Below are 14,069 nucleotides of genomic sequence, written 5' to 3' on the forward strand. Positions count from 1 at the left end.
AATGCAGTTTGTGCGAAAGCGCCACCGCACGGCGCTTCAGTCGCCTACTGCGCAGGTTTCAGCAGCACGTGGCGCTTCTTGCCGAGCGACAGCTTGATGACGCCCTCAGCATCGAGATTGGCAAGCGATACGCTAGCGCGATCGTCCGAGACCGCGACATCGTTCACCTTCAGCGCGCCGCCCTTGATCTGCCGCCGTGCGTCGCTCGTCGAGGCGACCAGACCCGCCTTCACCGCCGCGTTGAGGATGCCTACGCCCTCGGCGAGTTCGCCGCGCGGGATTTCGACTGTCGGAAGCCCCTCGGCCGCAGCACCTTCCTCGAACGCGCGCCGCGCCGTGTCGGCGGCCGCTTCCGCCGCCTCGCGGCCATGAAGCAGCGCCGTCACCTCGGTTGCGAGGATCTTCTTCGCTTCGTTGATCTCCGCGCCCTGAAGCGCCTCAAGCCGCGCGATCTCATCGAGAGGCATTTCGGTGAACAGCTTCAGGAAGCGGCCCACGTCGCCGTCCTCGGTGTTGCGCCAGTATTGCCAATATTCGTACGGGCTCAGAAGATCAGCGTTGAGCCACACCGCGCCACCGGCCGACTTGCCCATCTTCGCGCCAGACGACGTGGTGAGCAGCGGCGTCGTCAGCGCGAACAGCTCGCGCCCGTCCACGCGTCGGCCAAGCTCCATTCCGTTGACGATGTTGCCCCACTGGTCGGACCCGCCCATCTGGAGCACGCAGCCGTAGCGTCGCGACAGTTCGAGGAAATCGTACGCCTGAAGCAGCATGTAGTTGAACTCGAGGAACGTCAGCGGCTGCTCGCGGTCGAGCCGGAGCTTCACCGAGTCGAAGGTGAGCATGCGGTTGATGGTGAAGTGCCGCCCGTAATCGCGCAGGAATTCGATGTAGCGCAGGCTGGACAGCCACTCGTCATTGTCGGCCATGATGGAGTCGGCGGGGCCATCGCCGAAGATGAGGAAGCGCTCGTAAACGGTCTTGAGGCTCGCCTTGTTGAAGTCGATATCGGCCTGCGAGAGAATCTTGCGCTGCTCGTCCTTGCCGGACGGATCGCCGACCTTCGTCGTTCCGCCGCCAAGCAGCACGATGGGGCGATGCCCGCTCTTCTGCAAGATACGCAGCATCATGATCGAGATGAGATGGCCGACATGGAGGCTCGGCGCGGTGCAGTCGAAGCCGATATAGGCCGTGATGCGCCCCTCGGCCGCGCGCTTCCTCAGCCCTTCTTCGTCGGAGACCTGATGAAGATAGCCGCGCTCCTTCAGGATCTGAACGAAGTCCGAATGGGTTGCCGGTGCGGCCATGGTCTCCTCCTTCGCGCCAGCGCGCCTCGACAGGCGCTTTTCTGACGTGGTAGCAAGGGAGAACCATGTAAGGCATTCGCATTGTGCGTCAACATTCGCATTGAGCGTGAAACAGCGGGGCGGTGGGAAATGAAGGCGATCGGGCTGATGAGCGGCACTTCGCTCGACGGCGTTGATGTCGCGCTGATCGAAACGGACGGCGAGACGATCGAGGCTTTCGGGCCGGGCAACGACTTTTCCTACGACACTGTGGAAGGCCATCTTCTGCGCGAGGCTCTCGCCTCCGCCGTAGGCATCGCCAACCGCACCGACCGCAGCGGCGTGCTTTCCGTCGCCGAAATCATGGTCACGCAGAAGCACATCGCTTGCGTCAAGGCGTTCGCCTCCATTCGCGGCCTGAACTTGAGCGAGATCGACGTCATCGGCTTCCACGGCCAGACCGTCGTACACAAGCCCGAAAAAGGACTGACGATTCAGATCGGCGATGGCCGAGGCATGGCCGAATCGCTCGGCATTCCGGTTGTTTACGATTTCCGCGCGGCGGACGTGGAAGAGGGCGGCCAGGGCGCGCCCTTTGCGCCGATTTATCACCGCGCGCTCGCGCTCAGGGCCAAGCTGCCGCTTCCCGCCGTGTTCGTGAACATCGGCGGCATATCCAACATCAGCTACATTCCCGAAGGCGGCGAAGAAGACATGATCGCCTTCGACGCGGGGCCGGGAAACTGCCTCATCGACGACTGGACGCTGCGCCATACGGGCAAGCCCTACGACGAGGACGCCAAGCTCGCGCTGTCCGGAAAGGTGAATGGCGACGTGCTGCAAAAGCTGCTGCACGATCCGTTCCTCACGCAGCCGGTGCCGAAATCGCTCGACCGCCTTTCCTTCAAGCTCAAGGAAGTTGAGGGGCTGTCGCCCGCCGACGGCGCGGCCACGCTCACGGCCTTCACGGTCGCCTGCATCGCCGCCTCACGGCATTTCCTTCCCGAGCGCGCGAAGACATGGATCATCTGCGGCGGCGGCGCGCACAACCCCTACATCATGGCGGGCCTGCGCCGGGTGCTCGGCGCGGGCGACCCCGCACCCCTCATCCAGACGGCCGATGAGGCCGGGTTCAGCACGAACTTCATGGAGGCGCAGGCTTTCGCCTTTCTCGCCGTGCGCCGACTGAAGGGCCTGCCCGCGAGCTTTCCGAAAACGACGGGCGCGAGTAGGCCGGTGGTGGGCGGAATCATCGCCGAACCCGGATCCGCGAAAGGCTGATTGCGGCCGGCGCCGGACAATCGGTGAAAAGCCGCGCCCGCACCCGCTTGTTTCACGGCGAAAATCGCGTACTTTCCCGCCATGAAACCGACACACGATTCAAAAGGCCCGTCGCAGCGCCAGCTCCGCGCGGGCGAACTGCTGCGCCATGCACTGGCCGAAATTTTCAGGTTGGAAGACATCGAGGACGCTGAGCTTAAGGGCCAGCTCATCACGGTCGCCGAGGTGCGCGTCAGCCCCGACATCAAGCACGCCACCGTGTTTACGAGCGCGCTCGGCGGCAAACCGGGCGATGTCATCGCAAAGGCGCTCAACCGTCATGCGCGTTTTTTGCGTGGCGAGCTTGCAAGGCGCATCGAGTTGAAATATGTCCCGGAGCTTGTATTTCGGGCCGATCACGCACTCGATGCGGCGGAACGCATCGACGAACTGCTGCGCTCCCCTGACGTCGCCCGCGATCTCAAATAGAACTTCAAGAGAAGCGAAAAGCGATGGCGCGCCGCAACAAGGGCAACGAGATTAACGGCTGGCTCATTCTCGACAAGCCGCAAGGGCTGACGTCGAATCAGGCGCTGTCGCGCCTGAAACGCCTGTTCCACCCGAGGAAGGTGGGCCATGCCGGCACGCTCGATCCGCTGGCGACCGGCGTACTGCCCATCGCGTTCGGCGAGGCGACGAAGACGGTCGCGCATGTGGTCGATTGCGAGAAGTCCTACGACTTCACCATCCGCTGGGGCATCGAGACCGACACCGACGACGCGGAAGGCAAGCCCGTTCGCACGAGCGACGCTCGCCCGACCGCAGAGCAGGTGCAGGCTGCGCTGCCGCAGTTCGTCGGCGACATCATGCAGACTCCGCCCTGCTATTCCGCGATCAAGGTCGACGGCGAGCGCGCCTACGACCTCGCCCGCGACGGCGAAGTGGTGGAGCTTCAGCCAAGGCAGATTTCCGTCTACGAGCTTGAAATCGAGGAAACAATTTCGCCCGATCTCACGCGCCTTTTCTGCGACTGCGGCAAGGGCACCTATGTCCGCTCCATCGCGCGCGATCTCGGCCGCACGCTCGGCTGTTTCGGGCATATAGCGGCGCTCCGGCGCACGAGCGTCGGCCCTTTCCACGAAGAGAATGCGATTTCGCTGGAAACGCTCGAAAACCTGAGCAATAGTGCCGACGGCTTCGGTGCTCTCATGGGCACGATCGCTCCTGTCGAGACGGCGCTGGACGGCATCCCGGCGCTCGCCGTGAACGGAGACGATGCGGCCAGGCTGAAGCGGGGGCAGTCCATCCTCATCAGAGGGGCGACGGCACCAATCCTGAAAGGCCCGATCTTTGCGACCTCGCGCGGGGTTCTCATCGCCATTGGCGAGGTGGAACGCGGCGAAATGCATCCGATCCGGGTTTTCAACATCCCCGCATAAGCCTTTTCAGGCACACAAAAACAACGGAGATAACCGATGTCGATTACCGCAGAGCGCAAGGCCGCGCTGATCATCGAATATGCCACGAAGCCGGGCGACACCGGTTCGCCGGAAGTGCAGATCGCCGTTCTTTCCGAGCGGATTTCGAACCTCACCGAGCACTTCAAGACCCACAAGAAGGACAACCACTCGCGCCGCGGGCTTCTGAAGCTCGTCAGCCAGCGCCGCCGGTTGCTCGACTATGTGAAGGGCAAGGACGACGCGCGCTATCGCGAAATCATCGGCCGTCTCGGCATCCGCCGCTAAACGACCTTCGCCGATTGCTGAATTTCAATGCCGGAGCGGGCCGCCGTTCCGGCATTTTTCGTATGCGGTTGCACATTCGACTAAGGCTCAGTGACAGCCGAAAGCCCAGCACAACCGGAAGCGGTGCACATTTCTCCGCTAGGAGCCGGGCGCAAACTGCGGTAAGTGTGGCCTCGCGCACAAGCAAATGACGCACATGATATGAGCCGGGGGAAGGGCCTCCGGCTTGAGCTGTTGGAAAAGAATAAAGATGTTCGATATCTTCCGCGAAGAAGTGGAATGGGGCGGCCGCAAGCTGACGCTCGAAACGGGCCGGATTGCACGGCAGGCAGATGGCGCGGTGCTCGCGCATTATGGCGAGACGAGTGTGCTCGCAACCGTGGTCGGCGAACGTGACGCGGACCCGTCGAAAGACTTCTTCCCCCTCACGGTGAATTACCAGGAAAAGGCCTACGCGGCCGGCAAGATCCCCGGCGGCTATTTCAAACGCGAAGGCCGCCCGACCGAACGCGAGACGCTCGTCTCCCGCCTCATCGACCGCCCGATCCGTCCGCTTTTCGCGCACGGCTTCAAGAACGAGACGCAGGTCATCGTGACCGTGCTCAGCCACGACATGGAGAACGATCCCGATATCGTCGCCATGGTCGCCGCTTCGGCCGCGCTGACGATTTCCGGCCTCCCCTTCCTCGGCCCGATCGCCGCTTCCCGCGTCGGCTACTCGAAGGGCGAGTATATCCTCAACCCGACCTCCGACCAGATCAAGGCGAGCGACCTCGACCTCGTCGTTGCCGGTACGGTGGACGCCGTGCTGATGGTGGAATCGGAAGCGAAAGAGCTGTCGGAAGACATCATGCTCGGCGCGGTCGTCTTCGGCCAGCAGGGCTATGGCCCGGTCATCAATGCCATCATCGGCCTCGCCGAACAGGCCGCGAAAGAGCCCTGGACGATCCCAGACGCGAAGAACGAGTTTGAATCCAAGGTGAAGAAGCTCGTCGAGAAGGACCTCAAGAAGGCATTCCAGATCGCGGGCAAGCAGGAGCGGCAGGCCAAGGTCGCCGAAGCGAAGGCCAAGGCCGTCGCCGAATTCGTCAGCGCGGAATCGACCGCCGGCGAAAAGAACAAGGTCGCCGAGGCCTTCAAGGAAATCGAGAAGCACGTCGTTCGCACGAGCATTCTCAAGACCGGCAAGCGCATCGACGGCCGCGACCTCAAGACCGTTCGCCCGATCCTTTCGCAGGTCGGCGTGATCCCGCGCACGCACGGCTCGTCGCTGTTCACGCGTGGCGAGACGCAGGCGCTGGTTGTCGCGACGCTCGGCACCGGCGAGGACGAGCAGTGGATCGACTCGCTCGAAGGAACCTACAAGGAATCCTTCCTGCTGCATTACAACTTCCCGCCCTACTCGGTCGGCGAGACGGGCCGCATGGGTTCCCCCGGCCGCCGCGAAATCGGCCACGGCAAGCTCGCCTGGCGCGCGGTTCATCCGATGATGCCGGATAGCGACAAGTTCCCCTACACGGTGCGCGTCGTCTCCGAGATCACCGAATCGAACGGCTCGTCCTCCATGGCGAGCGTGTGCGGTGCCTCGCTGTCGCTGATGGACGCGGGCGTGCCGATCAAGGCGCCGGTCGCGGGCATCGCGATGGGCCTTATCAAGGAAGCCGAAGGCGTGGCCGTCCTCTCCGACATCATCGGCGACGAAGACCACCTCGGCGACATGGACTTCAAGGTGGCCGGTTCCGCAAATGGCGTGACCGCGCTCCAGATGGACATCAAGATCACGGGCATCACGACCGAGATCATGAAGACCGCGCTGGAGCAGGCCAATGAAGGCCGCCTGCACATCCTCAACGAAATGTCGAAGGCGCTCAACGCCGCTCGCGGTGAGCTCGGCGAATTCGCCCCGCGCATCGAGACGATCACCATCCCGACCGACAAGATCCGCGAAGTGATCGGCTCGGGCGGCTCGGTCATCCGCTCCATCGTGGAAGAATCCGGCGCGAAGATCGACATCTCCGACGACGGCACGGTGAAGATCGCGGCCGCGAACCTCAGCTCGATTCAGGACGCGATCAACCGCATCAAGTCCATCGCGTCCGAGCCGGAAGTCGGCGTGATCTACAAGGGCAAGGTCGTGAAGATCGTGGAGTTCGGCGCGTTCGTGAACTTCTTCGGTTCGCGCGACGGCCTCGTGCACATCTCGCAGATGGCCGAACGCCGCCTGAAGCACGCGTCCGAAGTCGTCAAGGACGGCCAGGAAGTTTTCGTGAAATGCCTCGGCTTCGACGAGCGCGGCAAGGTCCGCCTCACGATGAAGGGCATCGACCAGACCGACGGCAAGGAAGTTGCCGCCGCCCCGGCCGAACAGCCCGCAGGCTGAGGCTGATAGAAACATATGAATGCGAAAAGCCCCGGCATGCCGGGGCTTTTTTTGTTTGCCACGCCATCGATTCAATTTTAACTTATGGGCTTGAACGTAGCTATTGATTGAGCAGCGGAGTTCGTCCGTGTCTGACCGTTCTTTCGACCATGATATTCAATATTACTTCGACACCGCGTCGTTTCTCGTCAAGTCTGCGGAAGCCATCGACCGAGAACTTGCGGAGAAGACCGGGAAGAACTTCAATATTTTCGATGCTCTCGAACTAAGTTATGAAAATCATATCTCGCGCATACTACGCGACCTGCTTGATCCTCACGGAAGCCACGGACAGGGTACTCGTTTTCTCCAAGCATTTTTCGATGAGTGCGAGAAGCAATGCGCTGGCGTTGTGGCTTGGGCTGGGAATGTTTCCGATGCGAGCGTCATGACCGAAGTAGCCACGCAGGAAGGTCGTCGCATAGATATCGTGATCAGCTTACCCCACAATCGCCTGATCGGGATCGAGAACAAGCCATTTGCAGCCGAGGGGCATGAGCAACTCGACGCTTATGCGGAAGACCTTGAGATACGAAGCGGAAGTACGCGTGGCCCCAAGGGCGGCGGGACCGAACGTAATTTCTATCTCATTTATCTCTGCGGCCATGCCGGATTGCCTTCGACGTTGAAGCGCTACGCTTGGCTGAAAAGCGAGCACCATTTTGTCGACATGCGCTACAACAGGCGCGACGAAGGCCCGTCCCTCAAACTCTGGGCAAACCGCTGCGTGCAAATTGCGGAGGCCGACAAGCTGCGGATCTTCATGCACGACTTTTCTTTTTGGATTGCAGCGAAATTTAACGAATTCTCCGAGGGAGATTGCGCAAATGTATGAAGCGGAGAAGCACGCGCTTGAGGAGTATATTTTCAATTTGGTAAAAAGTAATAACAGTCGAGCATTGAAGGTTGCGGTCCTCACGCGAGATATCTCCTCAAAAATTGAGGAAATTATAATCGATGACTTTATAGATAAACTCGACTTAAAACTAAATAAAAACGGCATCCGCCGCTCTCCACCTTTGCTCCATTCTTTTTATAAACAGTATGATAGCATCAGGTGGCGATCTCCCGACTGGAGAAAAGGCTGGTTTATAGGAATCGAATTCGGCCTTCCAAATCTTCGGGAAGCCGGGTTCGGTTTCTGTGCTCCCGATTCGGTTGCCGCTAGAGACCCCGCAGCAAAAGATTACGATACTATGGATGGAGAACTTAGACTCAAGCTTGTTGCTGATATTAGAAAAACGAGTTTCAAGAGCGGGCTTCATCGAGAATGGCCATGGTGGCCAGCTTTTTTTCAGGCTGCAGGACTCAGGAACTGGCTCGAGACCGAATGTCTGCTCAAGCTTGCCGGAGTTGAGCTTCACGACGGGGTGTCTTTTGTCGACTGGCTCGCAGATGATCTCGATTTGTTATATCGCACCGTCGACAAAGTGCTTTCCGAACAGGCTCCGCCGCCCACCTAAACCGGCAGCGGCACCCCCGTCGCCTTGAACGCCGCCTCCTGCCGCGCACCCACCTCATCGCGGCGGAAATCCTCGATCACCTCGTTGAACGCGCGATAGAAATTCATCTCCGTTTGCAGGTGCAGGAACACCGCGCCAAGCCCGATCGCCGCGCGGTCCATGAACACGAACTCGCGCGGGATCTTCACCGGCCCCTTCTCGCGAAGCCCCTGATGCACGCGGAACACCTCACGGCGGCCATATTCGTTCGGCGCGACGCCCTCGGCCACCGAGCGCACGCGGTCGTCGAGTAGCGGCCCGTAGATGAAGCCCGCCCAGATGTTCAGGATGTCGATCAGTTCGTTTGACAGGCCCTTGAAGCCCCACGTCTCGTAAGCGTGCACGATCAGCGCGCGGTCGTTCGTGCGCAGGCCGTTGTAAAGGTCGATCACGCCGCCGACGAATTTCGGCTTGAAGGTGCGGATGCAGCCATAGTCGAGCAGGTTGATGCCCGCCGCGCGGCCGTCGTCGTCCTCGAAGATGGTGTAATTGCCGAGATGCGGGTCGCCGTGGATGACGGCGTAATGGCTGAACGGATACCACCAGGCGCGGAAAAGCGCGCGCGCGATGGTGTTGCGCTCTTCGAGCGGGCGCGCCTTGTAATCGAGGAGCTTACGGCCCTCAAGCCACGTCATGGTGAGGAGCCGCTTCGTGGACAGGTCCGGCAGAAGCTCCGGCACGCGGATCGTCTCGTCGCCCGCGAAGAAATGCGCGTAAAGCGCCATGTGCCGCGCTTCGAGCGTATAGTCGAGTTCCTCGCGCAGCCGCGCGCCGATCTCGCCCACCATTTCGGAGGTGTCGAGCGCCGCATCCATGCGCTTGTAGAGCCCCATCACGATCTGAAGCTGGTTCAGGTCGGCTTCCACGGCGGACTGCATCTCGGGATATTGCAGCTTCACCGCGAGCGAGCGGCCATCGAGCGCGCGCGCCTTGTGCACCTGCCCGAGCGAGGCGGCAGCGGCGGCTTCGTGGCCGAAATCGGCGAATTTCGCCTGCCAGTCGGGGCCGAGTTCCGCGCTCATGCGGCGGCGGACGAAGGGCCAGCCCATCGCGGGTGCCTGGTTCTGAAGCTGCGCGAGTTCGGCGGCATATTCCGGCGGGATCGCGTCGGGCACGGTGGAGATGAGCTGCGCGACCTTCATCAACGGCCCCTTGAGGCCGCCAAGCGCCGCCGCTAGCGATTGCGCGTTCTTCTGCCGATCCGCGCCGCCCATGAGATAGGCCGCGCCGAGCCGAGCCGCCACGCCGCCTACATTCGTGCCGACGCGCGCGTACCGCTGAACGCGCTGCGAAAGGCGGTTGCCCTCGCGGTCTTCGCCGTCGAGACGGCTGCTCGTTGCGTCGTTGTTGTCCTGCATTGCCCTCACCCTCAGGTCTTACCACGGAGATAAGGCGCCCAGCGCGAAAAGCCAATGGCGAGAACGGTTCTTGCCGACGCGCTCCTTCTGCATCTTCGCCTGCGTCGTCACGCCGTCTGGCGAAACATTGACTGGCTCGGCAACGTCGCTAGGCTTATGCGAAGCATTTTTTTGAACGGTATCGTGATGCTCAATAAGACCTCGACTACATTCGAGATGATACTAAGCCAATTCAATAGGAAAGAGCGACACTGGGGGCTCCACGCATTACTCGCTTCGGTGGAAATTGACGATCAATTCAGGTCTCTTATCAAAGAAAAGATCGACGTTGACGTCCCCCCAACCGCGTGGTGGGCGATAGATTATCATTTCGACTGGCTCCATGCAGCATTAACCTGCTTTGAGCAGCAATTGGAACCTTTAGAACTTCGGCCTCAATCAAATGCTCGGCAAGTTATCAAGGGAAATCAGGAGGACATTGATTTTATCATCGCCTTTGATGAAACAGTTTTGTTAGTATAAGTAAAGTGCGTCGGACGTTGGAATAAGAATCAGATGCTATCTAAGTCAAAGCGTATAAAAAATTTGCCACCTCGCAATAAATTAAATTTATATCTCGTATTGATGTCTCCTTATCAGCCAAACGATACGTTTATGAAATCCGGCTGGAACACTAACGTTGAAGATAGTGAGATACCTACTTGTTGGATTCCGCTACCATTTGGTGATGGCTCGCCGTTTTTTGCTGTTGAACGATGCAAAGTGAACCCACAGCAGCGTACGAAAAAGAACAAAAATGGCGGGCATTGGCGAATTACGCCAAAGAGCAAGCTAGGCAAGCACAATAATGTGTATGAAAAGACTGATTAAAGGTACCGGCAGCGCCAACGCGCTGCCCGCGAAAGACGCTACCTAAGCGCCCCTTCCTCCAGCGTCTCAAGCTCGGAGATCATGTCCTCGATCACCGACAGGCCCATCGACCAGAAGCCGGGGTCCGTCGCGTCGAGGCCGAACGGCGCGAGAAGCTCGGTGTGATGCTTCGTGCCGCCCGCGCGCAGCATATCGAGATAGCGACCCTCGAAGCCTTCCGGCGCGCGCTCGTAGGCCGCGTAGAGCGAGTTCACTAGGCAATCGCCGAACGCGTAGGCATAGACGTAGAACGGCGAGTGCACGAAGTGCGAGACATACGTCCAATAGGTGTCGTAGCCCTCGTTCATGATGATCGCGGGGCCGAGGCTCTCGGTCTGCACCTGAAGCCAGAACGCGCCGAGTTGATCCGAGGTCAGTTCGCCCTGCCGCCGCGCCTCATGCACCAGCCGCTCGAACTGGTAGAACGCGATCTGGCGCACGACGGTGTTGATCTTGTCTTCCACCTTCTGCGCGAGCAGCGCGCGCTTCTCGCGCGGGTTCTCCGTCTGGTTCAGCAGCGCCTTGAAGGTCAGCATCTCGCCGAACACGCTGGCCGTCTCTGCGAGCGTCAGCGGCGTATAGGCCATCAGCGCGCCCTGCGCATTCGCCAGCACCTGATGCACGCCATGGCCAAGCTCATGCGCGAGCGTCATCACATCGCGCGGCTTGCCGAGGTAATTCATCATGATGTACGGGTGCGCGGAAGGCACCGTCGGATGCGAGAACGCGCCGGGCGACTTGCCGTCGCGCACGGGCGCATCGATCCAGTTCTTCTTGAAGAAGCCGTCCGCGACTTCGGCCATCTTCGGCGAGAAGCGGTGATAGGCGGCAATCACGGTCGAATGCGCATCTTTCCAGGCGATGACCGGCTCCGGGTCGCGGCTGATGGGGGCGTTGCGGTCCCAATAATTCAGCGTATCCACGCCGAGCCACTTCGCCTTGAGCGCGTAATAGCGGTGCGACAGGCGTGGATAGCTCGCGCGCACGGCTTCGACGAGCGCATCCACCACTTCCGGCTCCACGCGGTTCGCAAGGTGCCGCGATGAGGCGACATCCGGGAAACCGCGCCAGCGGTCGGAGATTTCCTTGTCCTTCGCGAGCGTATTCATGACGAGCGTGAACAGCCGCACATTCTCCTTCAGCACCTTGCCGATGGATTGAGCGGCGGCGGCGCGGCGCACCGGGTTCGCGTCGGAGAGAAGGTTCAGCGCCGGTTCGAGCGTCAGAATCTCGCCATCCACGTCGAAGCGCAGGCTCGTCAGCGTCTCGTTGAACAGGCGGCTCCACGCGGCGGGGCCGGTCATCGCCTTTTCGTGGAACAGCCGCTCGATGTCGTCGGCAAGCTGATACGGACGCTCCTTGCGCAGATCGGTGAGCCACGGGCGATAATGGCCGAGCTTCTCGTTCGCGATCGCCTTGTCCATCACCGCGTCGTCGATGCGGTTGAGTTCCAGCTCAAAAAACAGAAGCTCTGTGCCGATGACGGTGAGCTTGTCGCGCACGTCGCCGAAAAGCTTGGCTCGCGCCGGGTCGCCCGTATCGGTGACATAGTTCAGATAGGAATAGGAGCCCACGCGGCCCATGAGGTCGGAGAGGCTCTCATAAGCCGCCAGCGCGCCCGCGAGGCCTGCCGGGTCGCGCTCAGCGAGATCGCCGAGCTTGCCCGCGTAAGCCGCCTTGAACTCTCCAGCGCGAGCCTTGGCGGTCTCGATGTCGGATGCGAGTTTCGCCTCATCGGGATAGAGATCGCCGAGATTCCAGCCGGGGATTTCCTCCGCCTTTTGCGGCGCGACTTCGAGAAATCCGCGATCCGCCTCAAGAGCGCCAACCGGTTGCGTAACCATCGCCCGCAAAGTCGAAAACATGCGCCGTCCTTTCGTGACCTTTTCCCTTTCCATTTGGCCATTTGAGCGGGCGGGTCAACCGTCATCGGCGCATTCGCCACCGAAAACGGACGGCCGCGCCTCCGGCGACAAGGCGCTTTAACGTTTTATTCAGGTTTCCATTTCGCTAAGCGGCGATTGGCTTACGTAGGCGCTTTTCCACAGACGTGGAAAATTTCTCGCCGCTCCAATAATTTAGCTTGAGCGATGCGGAAATGTCATAACCAGATCCCGCCGCGCCTTCTTTTTCTCTCATTTCTTTCCTAACGGTTTGTTTACCAATTCGAGCTTATCTACTAAGGCGTGTGCTTTTGCTGACATCAACCCGGCGGCACCACAGTCGAGTAGAGAACACCAGCGCTTGTTGGCGCGAAACAGGGGTTCAACTGGTGATAGTTGTTGCGTTTGGCGGCGTACGCGGCCTGATGAAGGCTGCGGTTGTATCATTATGCGTTGCGTTCAGCTTCCTGGCGGCGGGAGTATCTTCTGCCGAGGAACGCACGATCTCGATGTACAACATCCACACGAAGGACAAGATCTCGATCACCTTCAAGAAGGATGGGCGCTACATCCCTGAAGCTCTTGAAAAACTCAACTACTTCATGCGCGACTGGCGCCGGAACATGACGATCAGGATCGATCCGGGCCTCATCGATCTCATGTGGGAGTTGCACAACGAACTCGGCTCCAAGGAACCTATCCATCTGATTTGCGGCTACCGTTCTGGCGGCACGAACGAGCTTCTGCGACGGACACGCGGCGGACAGGCGCGCAACAGCCGCCACATCACCGGACAGGCCGCCGACCTCATGTTTCCCGACGTGCCGCTGAAACAGCTGCGTTATTCGGCGCTCGTCCGCGAGCGCGGCGGCGTCGGCTATTACCCTGAATCCGGCCTCCCCTTCGTGCATGTGGACACGGGCAACGTCCGCCACTGGCCGCGCATCACACGCCCTGAACTTGCGGTGATCTTCCCGAACGGCCGCTCGAAGCACGTCCCCTCCGATGGCCGCCCTCTGACGCCGCAGGACTCGCGCTTCTATCTCGCCCAGTGGAAGGAAAGCGGCAAGGAACTGCCGTGGGTCGTGACGCACAAGCGCGCTTCCACCACCATGCTGGCGAGCCTTGTGCCGAACGAGGCGCCGCTGCTGCGCCGCGCCAGCCTATCCGTGCCCGACGCCGCGCCCGCCAAGGCTGAGAAGCCCGCGCCGAAAGACACCGAGCGTTTACCTGCATCGATCATGCGTCTGCCGGAGACGCTCGCGAAGCCCGACAGCCTCGCCCGCGATCCGGAAGAACTGCCGCAAATCGCCGAGGAAGGCGAGGAGCAGGATGACGACATCGCCTTCGAGCCGCTGCCCTCCGACACGCTGCTGTCCGAAAAATCGCTCGCCTACGACATCATGAAGGACGTGCCGGAACAGGCCCCCGTGTTCCAGAACGTCAAGCTTCTGATGCTGTCGCCGTCCGCGATAACGGGCGAGGACTTCGATCACGGGCTTCAGATCGAGGCGATGTACGAGGCGCACATGTTCAAGGGACCGGCTATTCAGGTGGCCTTGCGCAAGAGCGTGGCGAGGCTTGCCGCCGCCAATGCAGGCGTCACGCAGGCAAGATAAAACCGCCACCGCACTTTTCGGCGCGATGGCCTTTTCGTGTCGCATCGCGTGATCCGAAAACCGCCACCGCACTTTTCGGCGCGATGCG

General features: G+C 60.7%; 12 protein-coding genes. 9 read left to right on the forward strand and 3 right to left on the reverse strand.

Annotation, left to right across the window (positions count from 1 at the left end; all coding sequences use genetic code 11):
• Positions 1-44: 44 nt before the first annotated feature.
• Entirely contained in the window at positions 45-1,307 is a 1,263-nt protein-coding gene (gene tyrS, locus T281_RS02265) for a tyrosine--tRNA ligase (protein ID WP_037233492.1), read from the reverse strand.
• 147 nt (positions 1,308-1,454) lie between these two features.
• On the opposite strand from tyrS, the gene T281_RS02270 reads away from it, so the two are divergent.
• From T281_RS02270 to T281_RS02300, 7 genes are all read left to right on the forward strand, one after another.
• Positions 1,455-2,567, forward strand: coding sequence for an anhydro-N-acetylmuramic acid kinase (locus T281_RS02270; protein WP_245269130.1), 1,113 nt, complete (start codon positions 1,455-1,457; stop codon positions 2,565-2,567).
• 81 nt (positions 2,568-2,648) lie between these two features.
• Entirely contained in the window at positions 2,649-3,035 is a 387-nt protein-coding gene (gene rbfA, locus T281_RS02275; RefSeq protein ID WP_037233496.1) for a 30S ribosome-binding factor RbfA, read from the forward strand.
• Positions 3,036-3,058: 23 nt separating this feature from the next.
• Positions 3,059-3,985, forward strand: a complete 927-nt coding sequence (truB, locus tag T281_RS02280; RefSeq protein ID WP_037233497.1) for a tRNA pseudouridine(55) synthase TruB — start codon at positions 3,059-3,061, stop codon at positions 3,983-3,985.
• A gap of 36 nt (positions 3,986-4,021) precedes the next feature.
• Entirely contained in the window at positions 4,022-4,291 is a 270-nt protein-coding gene (gene rpsO / locus T281_RS02285; RefSeq protein ID WP_013417767.1) for a 30S ribosomal protein S15, read from the forward strand.
• Positions 4,292-4,541: 250 nt separating this feature from the next.
• Positions 4,542-6,671: a polyribonucleotide nucleotidyltransferase gene (gene pnp, locus T281_RS02290; protein ID WP_037233498.1), complete on the forward strand. Its 2,130-nt coding sequence runs from the start codon at positions 4,542-4,544 to the stop codon at positions 6,669-6,671.
• Between the two features lie 127 nt (positions 6,672-6,798).
• Positions 6,799-7,545 (forward strand): PDDEXK-like family protein, encoded by a 747-nt coding sequence (locus tag T281_RS02295; protein WP_162173093.1) that lies wholly within the window; start codon positions 6,799-6,801, stop codon positions 7,543-7,545.
• Complete coding sequence (locus tag T281_RS02300; RefSeq protein ID WP_037233500.1) at positions 7,538-8,173, forward strand: hypothetical protein; 636 nt, start codon at positions 7,538-7,540, stop codon at positions 8,171-8,173. Before T281_RS02295 ends, T281_RS02300 begins: the two co-directional genes overlap by 8 nt.
• Here the strand turns inward: T281_RS02300 and T281_RS02305 are convergent.
• Positions 8,170-9,570, reverse strand: coding sequence for an ABC1 kinase family protein (locus T281_RS02305; RefSeq protein WP_037233501.1), 1,401 nt, complete (start codon positions 9,568-9,570; stop codon positions 8,170-8,172). The genes T281_RS02300 and T281_RS02305 overlap by 4 nt on opposite strands.
• Before the next feature lie 54 nt (positions 9,571-9,624).
• Here T281_RS02305 and T281_RS02310 point away from each other — a divergent pair, with 54 nt between their 5' ends.
• Complete coding sequence (locus tag T281_RS02310) at positions 9,625-10,092, forward strand: hypothetical protein (protein WP_155955014.1); 468 nt, start codon at positions 9,625-9,627, stop codon at positions 10,090-10,092.
• A gap of 386 nt (positions 10,093-10,478) precedes the next feature.
• On the opposite strand, the gene T281_RS02315 is transcribed toward T281_RS02310, so the two are convergent.
• Positions 10,479-12,344 carry a M3 family oligoendopeptidase gene (locus T281_RS02315; RefSeq protein ID WP_037233550.1) on the reverse strand — a complete coding sequence of 622 codons (1,866 nt, stop codon included), beginning with the start codon at positions 12,342-12,344 and terminating at the stop codon, positions 10,479-10,481.
• 407 nt (positions 12,345-12,751) lie between these two features.
• On the opposite strand from T281_RS02315, the gene T281_RS17330 reads away from it, so the two are divergent.
• Positions 12,752-13,981, forward strand: a complete 1,230-nt coding sequence (locus T281_RS17330; protein ID WP_245269131.1) for a peptidoglycan L,D-endopeptidase MepK — start codon at positions 12,752-12,754, stop codon at positions 13,979-13,981.
• Positions 13,982-14,069 lie beyond the last annotated feature (88 nt).

The organism is Rhodomicrobium udaipurense JA643 (assembly GCF_000636015.1).
Classification (GTDB): Bacteria; Pseudomonadota; Alphaproteobacteria; order Rhizobiales; family Rhodomicrobiaceae; genus Rhodomicrobium; species Rhodomicrobium udaipurense.